Consider the following 12,658-nt stretch of genomic DNA (forward strand, 5'->3'; position numbering starts at 1 on the left):
CATTTATTTTGTGTAATTTTGCAAAATGCGTTTTAAAATTGAATCCAGATTTAAACCAACAGGCGATCAACCCCAAGCCATAGAACAACTTGTGAATGGGGTTTTATCCAATGAAAAATACCAAACCCTTTTAGGGGTTACTGGTTCGGGAAAAACCTTTACAGTTGCAAACGTTATTCAAGAAATACAAAGGCCTACATTGGTTTTGGCTCACAATAAAACCTTGGCCGCCCAGTTGTATTCAGAGTTTAAACAGTTCTTTCCAGATAATGCTGTAGAATACTTTGTGTCTTATTATGATTATTACCAACCCGAAGCCTATATTCCGGTTTCTGGTGTTTATATAGAAAAAGATTTATCCATTAATGAAGAAATAGAAAAAATGCGTTTAAGTGCCACCTCATCATTGTTGTCTGGACGACGTGATGTATTGGTTGTTGCATCTGTTTCTTGCTTATATGGCATTGGCAACCCCGTGGAATTTCAAAAAAGTGTTATTTCACTGGAACGTGATCAAGTTATTTCACGAACCAAACTGCTACATAAATTGGTGCAAAGCTTGTATTCTAGAACCGAAGCAGAATTTAATCATGGTAATTTTAGAATAAAAGGCGATACCGTAGATATTTTCCCCAGTTATGCCGATGATGCCTTTAGAATTCATTTTTTTGGAGATGAAATTGAAGATATTGAAGCCTTTAACATCCAAACCAATGAAGTTATTGAAAAATATGACCGATTGAATATTTATCCAGCTAATATGTTTGTAACCTCTCCTGCGGTACTGCAAAATGCCATAAAAGATATTCAGGACGATCTGGTAAAGCAACACGATTATTTTAAAGAGATTGGTAAGCATTTAGAAGCCAAACGCCTTAAAGAACGTACCGAATTCGATCTAGAAATGATACGCGAACTGGGCTACTGTTCTGGCATTGAAAACTATTCCCGCTACTTGGATGGCAGACAACCTGGTACACGCCCGTTTTGTCTTTTGGATTATTTTCCAGACGATTATTTAATGGTTGTTGATGAAAGTCATGTAACCATTTCGCAAGTACATGCCATGTATGGCGGTGACCGTAGTAGAAAAGAAAACTTGGTAGAATATGGGTTTAGGTTACCTGCTGCTATGGATAACAGACCTTTAAAATTTGAGGAGTTTGAAGCCATTCAAAATCAAGTTATCTATGTAAGTGCCACACCAGCAGATTATGAATTGAAAAAAACCGATGGGGTGTATGTGGAACAAGTAATTCGACCAACCGGACTATTGGATCCAGAAATAGAAGTCCGCCCCAGCCTTAACCAAATTGATGACCTTATAGAAGAAATTCAAGTGCGGGTGGAAAAAGATGAACGCACTTTAGTAACGACTCTAACCAAGCGCATGGCAGAGGAACTGACAAAGTACTTGGATAGGATTCAAATTCGATGCCGTTACATACACAGTGATGTGGATACCTTGGAACGTGTTGAAATTATGCAAGATCTTCGAAAAGGGTTGTTTGATGTATTGGTAGGCGTTAACTTATTACGAGAAGGTTTGGATTTACCAGAGGTGTCGTTAGTAGCTATATTGGACGCCGATAAAGAAGGTTTTTTACGTTCGGCACGATCCTTAACTCAAACAGTAGGAAGAGCTGCCAGAAACCTAAATGGGAAAGCCATTATGTATGCTGATAAAATTACCAATAGCATGCAAAAAACCATTGATGAGACAAATTACAGACGAGAAAAACAAATTGCTTACAATACAGAAAACAATATTAAGCCAAAAGCCCTAAATAAAAGTTTGGACAATGCCCTTTCAAAAAATTCCGTTAGTACCTATAGCTATGAATTAGAAGCTCTAAAAGCTGCAGAACCAGAAAGTGAGTACTTGAGCAAACCCGAATTAGAAAAGAAAATTAGAGAAAAGCGTAAACTTATGGAGGAAGCAGCCAAAGCGTTGGACTTTATTATTGCTGCCAAACTACGTGACGAAATAAAAGGTTACCAGCAAAAACTAGAAAAGCTAAAAGTGTAAACTTTCAGCTTTTCTTGTACATTAAAAAACAACTAATTTTAGACTTAGCAGAGAGATTGTTTTCTAATTATACTGTGTTTTAAATATGTCTATCAATACGTCTGGCGGTACAATTTTATTTGGAAAGCTTTCCATTAAATATAGTACTTTTGTTATAGACTCATGGCTTAAGCCCATACGCAAACCAAAATTGTACAACTTTATAACTTTTTTTGAATTGTCTTCAGTTTCACTATCAATATTCATCAATAAAACCAGTCTATGAAACTGTACAATACGCTCACTATGCGATTTTAAGTGAATATAATTAATGGGATGTTCTATTAAATAATCAAAATCTTCTCTTGAAATTTCAAGCTGTTTAGCAACACCAAGCAAAAAATTATACTCTATATTCTTTATATCCTTATCATACTTTGCAAAAGCAATCATTTCTGATAATAGACTTAATTTTTCTACTCTATTAATCATGCGTTAAGGGATTAATTAATTACACTATAAAGATACGAACAACCGCTACTTTTATAATCGTAGATATAATGTAACTTATCGAAAACCACTACGTATTTTATCGTAGTTTTCATTTATTTCATCTCAAAAAAAATTATTATTGATTAAAAACAGCCTCATTATTGCTCTTATAAAGATTGAATTCTAACACCTGAAAAATATTTTAAACTATTGATTAACAGATATTTATAATGTGGTTAAATTATAAAAAATTAAATTATTTTTAATAAATATTTAGGGTATCTTTACAAAAATTCTAAAAACGCTAGAAAGCGCTTAGCTATTTAAATTTCTTTTAAAAAGGGACTGAGCGCTTCTGTTTAAAATAAGGATATGACAAATAATGATATTTTAAAAAAATTACGGGTCGCTTTAAAATTAAGAGATGATGAAATTGTTAAAATTTTAGAGCTAGTGGATTTTAGAATTTCCAAAAGTGAGCTCGGTGCTTTTTTTAGAAAAGAGGACCACCCTAAATATATGGAGTGCGGTGATCAAATTTTGCGAAATTTTTTAAATGGCTTGGTAATTCACATGCGTGGCCCCATGCCAGAAAAGGATAATAGCAAACCACAAAAAAAATAAGGTGCCTGATTATTCCAAACACCTTATTATATATTTTATAAAAGCCAAGCGTTTTACGCCAATACTTCCTGTACTTTGTCTGCCGCTTCTTGAAACTCTGTAGCACTTAATACAGCTAAACCAGAATTATCAATTAAATCTTTAGCAATATCGGCATTAGTTCCTTGTAAACGTACTATAATGGGCACATTAATGGTCCCCATGTTTTTGTAGGCATCAATAACACCTTGCGCAACACGGTCACAACGTACAATACCTCCAAAAATATTAATTAAGATTGCTTTTACCGCTGGGTCTTTTAAAATGATTTTAAAAGCAGCTTCCACACGAGCTGCATCGGCAGTACCGCCAACATCTAAAAAGTTTGCTGGTTCGCCACCTGCTTGTTTAATTAAGTCCATAGTGGCCATAGCCAAACCAGCACCATTTACCATACAACCTACATTGCCATCAAGATCTACATAGTTTAGTCCCTTTTCGGCGGCTTCAACTTCTATGGCACTTTCTTCTCGTATATCACGCAAATCTAAATAATCCCTGTGTCTAAACAAAGCATTATCATCTATAGTTACCTTAGCATCTACAGCCATAATTTTATTATCACTTGTCTTTAAAACAGGATTGATTTCAAATAATGAGGAATCCGATTTAACATAAGCTGTATAAAGACTGGTAACAAATTTTGTCATTTCCTTAAACGCTACACCTGATAAGCCTAGATTAAACGCAATGCGCCTTGCTTGAAAAGGCATCAAACCAATAGTAGGATCTATTTCTTCTGTAAAAATTAAATGCGGTGTTTCTTCCGCAACAGTTTCAATGTCCATTCCTCCTTCGGTAGAATACATAACCATATTACGGCCTGTACTTCTATTTAGCAATACCGAAATGTAAAACTCACTCGTTTCGCTTTCACCTGGATAATACACATCTTCTGCCACTAAAACTTGGTGTACTTTTTTACCTTCGGCAGAAGTTTGAGGTGTAATTAGGTTCATACCTATAATTTGCCCAGCAATATCCTCTACTTCTTGTAAATTTTTAGCAAGTTTTACGCCACCACCTTTACCACGTCCACCAGCGTGTACTTGTGCTTTTATAACATGCCATCCAGTGCCTGTTTCTTCTGTTAATTGTTTTGCCGCTGCTACAGCCTCCTTTGCATTTTGGGCAACAATACCTCTTTGGATACGAACTCCAAAACTGTTAAGTATTTCTTTACCTTGATACTCGTGTAAATTCATAATTTGCTAAAATAGTTTAAGTAGGGCAAATGTAAATAATCATGTTAACTTACCCTAATATTTAATAGTGAAAACATTAGAATATAATAAACCTATTTCTAGTTGTTAAATATTTAACACAATGTTTAATATGTGAAATTTTTTTAGTTATTTATTTTTTATTTGATGTAAAGAAATATCTTTGACGAAAATTAAAATTATGTTGGAAAATCAATTGCTAAAAATTGTAGAGGAATTTGGTAGCCCTATTTATGTTTATGACACTGAAAAGATAGAAACTCAGTACAAAAGACTTACAAATGCCTTTAAGGGTGTAAAGAAGCTACAAATTAATTATGCAGTTAAAGCATTATCTAATATATCTATATTAAAATTGTTTAACGCCTTGGGTTCTGGTATTGATACAGTATCTATACAAGAAGTACAATTGGGCTTGGCCGCAGGCTTTTTGCCCGAGCAAATTATTTTTACACCTAACGGTGTTTCTTTATCTGAAATTGAAGAAGCCGCTAAACTGGGAGTTAAAATAAATATAGACAATCTATCCATCTTAGAACAGTTTGGCACCAAACATCCAAAAACACCTGTGTGCATTCGTATTAATCCGCATGTTATGGCTGGTGGAAACAGTAATATTTCTGTGGGGCATATCGACTCTAAATTTGGTATATCCATTCACCAAATACCTCATATATTGCGCATTGTAGAAAACACAAAGATGACCATTAATGGCATTCACATGCATACAGGCAGCGATATTTTGGATATTGAAGTCTTTTTATACGCTAGCGAAATATTATTTGAAACTGCTAAACAATTTAAAGACTTGGATTTTATCGATTTTGGTTCTGGGTTTAAAGTACCTTACAAAGAAGGTGATATTGAAACCAATATAGAAGAGTTGGGCAAAAAACTATCGGCTAGATTCAATACGTTTTGCAAAAACTATGGTAAAGATTTAACTCTAGCTTTTGAGCCTGGTAAATTTTTAGTGAGTGAATCTGGATACTTTTTAACGAAAGTTAATGCTGTAAAGCAAACAACCTCTACGGTTTTTGCTCAGGTAGATTCTGGATTTAACCATCTAATTAGGCCCATGTTTTATGGATCGCACCACGATATCATAAACATTTCAAATCCTAAAGGCCGCGAGCGTTTCTACACGGTTGTTGGTTATATTTGTGAAACAGATACGTTTGGAAATAATCGACGTATTAATGAAATTAATGAAGGGGATATACTGTGCTTTAAAAATGCAGGGGCTTATTGTTTCTCAATGGCCAGTAATTACAATTCCAGATTTCGTCCGGCTGAAGTTATGTGGCATAATAACAAAGCACACTTAATTAGAAAAAGAGAAACGTTTAATGATATTTTAAACAATCAAATTGAGGTAGATTTTTCAGTTAAAAAAACAAAACAGTTAGTAAAGTAACTGCCTTAATTATTTAAATACATCTTAGTTATAAAAAAGCGCAACCTCTGTTGCGCTTTTTTTTGCATTACGTTTTATTTTATGAATATTTTTCATAAAATTTGTTAATATTCAATATTTTATATATCATTATAGAATATTTACCTAAGTCTTTTTATTTAACGGCTCAAAAAAAATAAAGGCTTATATGTCCAGAACTCAACTGTCAACTACTCCCTATTACAACAAAACTATATATAACCTTTTCTCACATTATCAGTATTTTTTAGTATTAACCGTTTTTTACGCACAATAAAAAACAATCAAAGCAAACTAGATGAAAACTACAAAGGACTCTAACCAAAGTAAAAAACAGTTAAAATTCATATTATCTGAAAGTGCCTTATTAAGATATTTAAACTTTTCTATCTTATATATATGTGAAGGAATTCCCATTGGTATTATGTTTTATGCCATCCCTGCCTGGTTGGCTATGAACGACAAAACACCTTTGGAAATTGCAGCCTACATGGGCATTATTATCATTCCTTGGAGTTTTAAAGTTTTTATGGCCCCCCTTATGGATCGTTATACCTTTTTAGCAATGGGTCGTAAACGCCCTTGGATTATTGTAGGGCAAATAGGACTCATGATTAGTTTTTTTGCTTTAAGTTTTATCAAAGACCCATTAAACAATTTAACTGTTTTAATGGGTATTGGTTTTATTATAAACTTTTTTGGCGCCATGCAAGATATAGCCATTGATAGTTTGGCCGTAGATATTATTCCTATAGACCAACAAGCCAAAGCCAATGGCATTATGTGGGGCTCTAGAATTATTGGCCAATCACTTTCCTTATTAATCGGTACCTCTTTAATTAACAGTGTAGGTTTTTCTACTGCCACTTCGTCTTTAGCACTTGTAGTAGGTATTCTTATTGCCGTACCAATTATACTAAGGGAGCGTCCTGGTGAAAAGCTCTTACCGTGGACCATCGGGCAACCGTCTAAGGCCTCTGCAAGAGCACAGCTGAACAATTGGGGAAGTCTTTTTAAGAATATTTTCAAGGTCGTTATACTTCCTACCAGTCTACTTTTAGGAATTGGCATGTTTTTTACGGGAACACTAAGTGGCATAATCATGTCGTTCTTACCTATTTTTACTGTACAGGAACTAGATTGGAGTAATACTGACTATTCGCATGTTTATTCCCTAGCCACTTTAATTGGTGGTGGCCTTGGCATGCTTATAGGGGGCGTTTTAATTGATTATTTTGGAACCAAGAGAATGATTAATATTTTACTCATGGTCATGGTTATTCTGCTAAGCGGCTTTGGTTATTTTACGGGACTATGGACAAGTACTTTTGTTATTTACGGTTTTGTAATTGTTTATTACATAACCAGTACATTTTTGGACATCGCTATACTTGCCACGGCCATGAAGATATCCTGGGAAAAAGTATCGGCAACCCAATTTACGCTGTACATGACATTAAATAATTTAGGCAATGCTTTTGGGTCCTGGGGCTTAGGGCCAATAAAAGAGAAATTACCATGGAACTATGTCCTGTTCATCATTGCCTTAACGCCTTTAATAGCTCTTTTTATATACAGGCAAATCAACCTTAAAAAACATTTAGAAAGTATAGAAACCTTTAATACAACCAATACATCCACTTTAGCAATGGATGCTGTTAACAACTAACTTTCTTTTAAAGGAATTTCCAGATAAAGACCATTAATATATATTTTATATATTAGTGCTGCTATTAATTTATGACCAATTACATGCCTTGTAATTTCTTTTTAAAACAGATATTCCCTATTCTGGTTTTTTTTACCCTACCCTATGGGTATTCACAAGAAATGGGATTTAAAGAAGTTCAGTTAACGCACGCGGATGGTGATAGTCGTTATGCCAGTTACAATAAAGCAGGCACCGACATTATTTTTGAATCGAACAGAGATGGCCTTTGGCAAGTCTATACCATGGATGTTAACGGCAATAAACAAACGCGTTTAATGAATAGCAGCTCTAACGATCGGCGTCCGAAATGGCACCCGTTTAAAAACATGATTTTATTTGAGTCGGATAGAAGTGGTACCAACGAAATATACACCTATGATTTTGATAGTGGCAAAGTCAAAAAGCTACCCATCCGTCTTGAAGGTCATAAACAATATGCCGATTTTGCCCCCAATGGTATGGAAATGGTCTTTTGCCATCAAGAGCGAGGTGGTATTTGTAACATATACAAGTGTTCTACCAACGGCAAGCGCCTAAAAAAAATTGTTTCTAACGGCTATAACAACCTATATCCTAATTTTATACCTCGTGGGGATTGGCTTATTTATCATTCCAATAAAAACACACAGGGAGAAACGGATGTAATTTACAGTTACAGCATCATTACCGATGATCAAAACCGTTTGAGCTATTATATGGATGATAGCCGCTTTCCCAGTTGGTCTAATAAAAGAGGTAGCCGTGTGGCTTATGCCGCCAAGGTAAACGAGATGGAACATTCCGAAATTTTTATTATGCGGAATGATGGCACGCATAAAATCCAAATCACTTACAATGATGTGGAAGATATCCTCCCCATATGGTCACCCAATGATATCAATCTATTGATTACAGGTTTTAGAAATGGGCATTACCAAATTTGTAGAATATTATTGAAAGAGCCACTATCTCCAAACCAAAAACCTTTGGATTGATTTTTTTTTAATTGTTTTTTACTTTTCCAGAAAACAAACTAACATTTGATGTAAATGGGTTTCCCGAAGCACGGCGCAATAGCACCACCTGCCCGCAATGCCATAGCGCATCCGATATGGGGCCGTTGATAAGATTCCAAAATGGCACTTCAGTACTTTCCAAATCAAAAGGCGTCTCTGCTGCGTTCCTTAAAGCATCAGATACTACCTTAAAATTCGTTAAAGTCTGTTTGCGCTTAGCTGCAAAATCCAACGCATCCTCTGTTATATCTTTATCGGCATTTAAAATACTGTTTCTAATAAATTTGGACAACCCGTAAAGGTGATCTATCGTTTCTCCCGATGTTCTACCGGAGTCGCTTGACTTATATGCTAAATCTTCAGGACGTAGCCCTTCTGTTGCCCAATAATACCTAAACCCCAAGCCATCTACCATCCTGGCAGCAACAGTGCTTGCCGTATAAACCTCTGGATATTCAGGAATTTCATAATACGGTAAATCATCATGTGTTTTTTGAGCAAATCCGTTCATTGCAAAAAGTGTTGTTAAAATTAATAATGTGCGTTTCATAAATGTTTTATTTTAGACGTTAGACCGCTTCGCTATTAAATAAAAGGCTTGTTACTCATTAGCCCTTTGGTATGGTTTAAAACGGTATTTGTTTTTCTCAATTCTCTCCTCCCTACTTCACTCCATATTTATCAAACAAGTATATCAAGGAAGCCATCGTGGCAGCTCCAAGTTCCAACTCGCGTTTATTAATGGCATCAAAAGTATCACTACTAGCATGGTGGTAATCAAAATAGCGTTGCAAGTCAGGCACTAAACCAACCAGCACATTCGTATTGGTTTTTAGTAAATCGATATCACTCCCCGTACTGCCCTTTTCAAAATAGTGCACCAAATAAGGTTTAAATAAGGGTTGCCAACGCAATACTTGATTAAAATTGGCATCATTGCAATCAAAATGAAATCCGCGGGGTGTAAAACCGCCAGCATCACTTTCTAAAGCCAATACATGGTTTTCTCCCTTTTGCTTTATTTCCTCAGCATACTTATTGGCCCCTCTTAAGCCATTCTCTTCGTTCATAAACAATACTACTCGAATGCTGCGTTTGGGCCTTATTCCTACCTCCCTAAACAATCGCAGCACTTCCATTGACTGTACTACACCAGCACCATCATCATGCGAACCATCGCCTAAATCCCATGAATCTAAATGCCCCCCAACTACCATATACTCATTAGGAAATTCACTGCCCTTTATTTCGCCTATCACGTTATAGGACAAAACATCCTTTAGCTGCTTACAGTTGGTCTTAAAATAAAACTTTATGTTACTGTCTAGTTCCAGCATGGTACTTAACACTTCTGCATCATTGGTACTTATCGCAACAGCGGGTATACGATCCTCTGGCGGCAAGTCTCCATAAGTCATACTACCCGTATGTGGAAAATCGTCTAACCTTAAACTCATGGAACGCACAATAACACCAACAGCACCATATTTTGCTGCTTCAAGGGCACCCTTAACACGTTGGTTTACACTACCTGAATAAGCTTTATAGGTATCAATTAAATGAGGTTGCATGGGGCGATTAAAAAATACAATCTTACCTACCACATGTTCCTTTCCCAATTTTGCCAAGGCTTCAAAGCTATCAACCTCTACAACTTGTGCTTTAACACCTAATGATGGTGTAGCCACCGATCCTCCCAAAGCACAAATGTTAACAGTATTCGTTTTTCCTGGTACGGTTTCTATATAGGCATATTCTTTAGAACCGCGCACCCATCTGGGCACCATTACAGGTTGCAACCATACCTTATCCAACCCTAATTTGTCCAATACTTCCTTGGTATAAACTACGGCTCTTTCTGCTCCTAAGGATCCTGATAACCGACTCCCTATCTGGGTAGATAGGTAATTTAACCAATCGTAACTTTTACCATTAGTTAATGAGGCTGTATATATATTTTTTAAAACCGTTTCGTCCGTTTGGGCTCCTAACCCTATTGAAACAGCAATGCAGCTTAATAATAGTGCCTTTCTTAGCATGTAAAATATTTTTGAGTCTAAAAATAGTGTTTATAAAGAGCATTAAGTCTAAACAAAATCATAAAATATAAACGTTATTCGCTTTCTAACTGTTTCTTATACAGCTCTAGATTGGCTTTAACCTCGTCATCCAATTCAGGTTCTTGAATATCGGTATATTCACATAAGGTCTCATACATGGTTTTTGCAACTATGTAGCGTGCTGAAGATTTATCATCGGCAGGAATGGTGTACCAAGGTGCGTGGGGTTTAGACGTCCTATTAATGGCGTCTTCATAGCAGGCTTGATATTGGTCCCATAGCTTACGTTCCTTTAAATCACCTGGTGAGAACTTCCAGTTTTTTTCCTTCTTCTCCAAACGACGTAGCAATCGGTTCTTTTGTTCTTCTTTAGAAAGGTTTAAAAAAAACTTAAATATAATGGTACCATTGCTTGCAATATGTTTTTCAAAATCGTTAATCTGTTCAAATCGGACATCCCAAAAGGCATCATTTATATCGCTAACAGCATTAACACTGGGTATATTTTCACCTAAAATATAACTGGGGTGCACTCGGGTAACCAATACATTTTCATAATGGGTACGGTTAAAAACCCCAAATTTGCCCCTTGGAGGCAAGGCTATATAATGGCGCCATAAATAATCATGCTTAAGCTCTAATGGGGTTGGCACTTTAAAACTGTGCACCACAATACCACGGGTATTAAAATCTTTAAAAACCTCACGGATTAAACTATCCTTACCTGCTGTATCCATGCCCTGCAAGCACACTAAAACAGCGTATTTACCGTGGGCATACATGGTATCTTGTATTTTACCTAGTTTTTCCCTAAGGTCTTCAAGTTCTTTTTCGGCCTTTTTTATAACCACTTTGGTATTGGTATCCTTCAATGTAATGGGTGTTGTAACTTTAAAGTCGTTAGGGTTGATATGCTTTGCTTTCATTATTTTAGTTTTTGGGTTGTTGAGGGGACCGAGTTTCATAAGCCATCGATTTTTGCCAAACCAATAGTTTTCTGTAAGTATAGTTATTATTCATATTTTTTTATTTAAGAACTCCTTAAACTCAGTCCACTTAGTCGAGTTAGAAACTTTAAAACTAATACAAATTCGACGAAATACAAACCATTATATTTTAAAGCTCCATAGAAATTCAGTCCCTCTCAGTCCACTTAGTCCTCTCAGAAACTTCAAAACCTACACATAAATCTACAAATTCGACGAAATGCACCCCATTTTAATCAGTTTTATTTACATTTGGGCAACCTATTTATGAATTTAACCCTTATATACCATGAAAAACTACTACTTTTTTCTATTAGTTTTACTTGCAAATTTTCAATTTTACGGACAAACTTGTGGCGATGCTGATTCTGATCTTGTGTATGCCTATTCTAATGTTAAGTCTTCATATGAATCTAATAACATCTCACATTTAAAATACTATGCCAATCGGTCTTTAGAGTCCTTTAAACGTGCCAAGGACAAATTAAAGGATTGTGGTTGCGAAACAGGCTATGACCTGGTTTATGATGCTATTGATCTATTAGCAAAGGTAGACCCTGCTGAAACCTATGAAGATGGACGCTTTTTTGTAAAGCGTGCCCGCGATATTGCTAAAGAAAGTATTATTGCGCTTGATAAGTTTAATGCAGCCCAGGCAAATAACAACCAAACCCAAGCTAGCGAACTGGCTTCCTTAGAAGAACAACAATCGGTTTTAGAACAACAACGTTTGGATTTGCTTAGAAAAGAACAGGAAATCAAGCAAAAGCTTGCCGCCCAAAAACAAATGGAAACCAAGCTTAAAAAGGAACAATTGATCCATGACTATAAAGCGGTTATCACTACCAATGTAAAAAGCTATAACGAGTCCTTAAAAATTTGTGATTGCAACCATAAACCCATTATCTATAAAAGTTTTGATGCAGCTCTGGAAACTAAAAGTATGGACGAAATTAAAACCTATTTTATTAAGGATTTAAAAGCCCTGACTTCGGAGTATTTGAATACTTTAAGTGCTTGTGATGATTTAGCGGACTAGAACTCTAATTATATATATTATATTGTAAATATGGGGTGTTCTTTTA

11 protein-coding genes are annotated in these 12,658 nt (G+C 35.6%); 6 read left to right on the top strand and 5 right to left on the bottom strand.

All coding sequences use genetic code 11. The annotated features are described in order from the left end of the window. Positions 1-25 precede the first annotated feature (25 nt). On the top strand, positions 26-2,029 hold the full coding sequence (uvrB, locus tag AC5SR4_RS00460) for an excinuclease ABC subunit UvrB (RefSeq protein WP_495357581.1): 2,004 nt from the start codon (positions 26-28) through the stop codon (positions 2,027-2,029). 63 nt (positions 2,030-2,092) lie between these two features. On the opposite strand, the gene AC5SR4_RS00465 is transcribed toward uvrB, so the two are convergent. Further along, complete coding sequence (locus tag AC5SR4_RS00465; protein WP_495357582.1) at positions 2,093-2,500, bottom strand: TerB family tellurite resistance protein; 408 nt, start codon at positions 2,498-2,500, stop codon at positions 2,093-2,095. A gap of 372 nt (positions 2,501-2,872) precedes the next feature. Here AC5SR4_RS00465 and AC5SR4_RS00470 point away from each other — a divergent pair, with 372 nt between their 5' ends. Next, the gene (locus AC5SR4_RS00470) at positions 2,873-3,124 is read left to right on the top strand and encodes a DUF1456 family protein (protein WP_495357583.1); all 252 of its coding nucleotides are present in this window, start codon (positions 2,873-2,875) and stop codon (positions 3,122-3,124) included. Positions 3,125-3,177: 53 nt separating this feature from the next. Here the strand turns inward: AC5SR4_RS00470 and sucC are convergent, their stop codons facing one another. Beyond that, positions 3,178-4,368, bottom strand: coding sequence for an ADP-forming succinate--CoA ligase subunit beta (gene sucC, locus AC5SR4_RS00475; RefSeq protein ID WP_495357584.1), 1,191 nt, complete (start codon positions 4,366-4,368; stop codon positions 3,178-3,180). Between the two features lie 199 nt (positions 4,369-4,567). Here sucC and lysA point away from each other — a divergent pair, with 199 nt between their 5' ends. The 3 genes from lysA (at position 4,568) to AC5SR4_RS00490 (ending at position 8,506) form a co-directional block, all read left to right on the top strand. Beyond that, positions 4,568-5,803, top strand: a complete 1,236-nt coding sequence (gene lysA / locus AC5SR4_RS00480) for a diaminopimelate decarboxylase (protein WP_495359131.1) — start codon at positions 4,568-4,570, stop codon at positions 5,801-5,803. A gap of 316 nt (positions 5,804-6,119) precedes the next feature. Beyond that, positions 6,120-7,490, top strand: coding sequence for an MFS transporter (locus tag AC5SR4_RS00485; RefSeq protein WP_495357585.1), 1,371 nt, complete (start codon positions 6,120-6,122; stop codon positions 7,488-7,490). 71 nt (positions 7,491-7,561) lie between these two features. After that, positions 7,562-8,506, top strand: coding sequence for a TolB family protein (locus AC5SR4_RS00490; RefSeq protein WP_495357586.1), 945 nt, complete (start codon positions 7,562-7,564; stop codon positions 8,504-8,506). Positions 8,507-8,513: 7 nt separating this feature from the next. Here AC5SR4_RS00490 and AC5SR4_RS00495 read toward each other — a convergent pair whose 3' ends face one another. The 3 genes from AC5SR4_RS00495 to AC5SR4_RS00505 all read right to left on the bottom strand — a co-directional run bounded on the left by AC5SR4_RS00495 (position 8,514) and on the right by AC5SR4_RS00505 (position 11,513). Continuing rightward, entirely contained in the window at positions 8,514-9,077 is a 564-nt protein-coding gene (locus AC5SR4_RS00495; protein WP_495357587.1) for a hypothetical protein, read from the bottom strand. Positions 9,078-9,189: 112 nt separating this feature from the next. Then, complete coding sequence (locus tag AC5SR4_RS00500) at positions 9,190-10,566, bottom strand: M20/M25/M40 family metallo-hydrolase (RefSeq protein ID WP_495357588.1); 1,377 nt, start codon at positions 10,564-10,566, stop codon at positions 9,190-9,192. A 74-nt stretch (positions 10,567-10,640) separates the two neighbouring features. After that, a complete protein-coding gene (locus AC5SR4_RS00505; RefSeq protein WP_495357589.1) occupies positions 10,641-11,513 on the bottom strand; it encodes a PPK2 family polyphosphate kinase in 873 nt (290 codons plus the stop codon). Between the two features lie 349 nt (positions 11,514-11,862). Here AC5SR4_RS00505 and AC5SR4_RS00510 point away from each other — a divergent pair, with 349 nt between their 5' ends. Further along, complete coding sequence (locus tag AC5SR4_RS00510) at positions 11,863-12,612, top strand: hypothetical protein (RefSeq protein WP_495357590.1); 750 nt, start codon at positions 11,863-11,865, stop codon at positions 12,610-12,612. Positions 12,613-12,658: the final 46 nt, after the last annotated feature.

Source organism: Aestuariibaculum scopimerae, assembly GCF_059428085.1.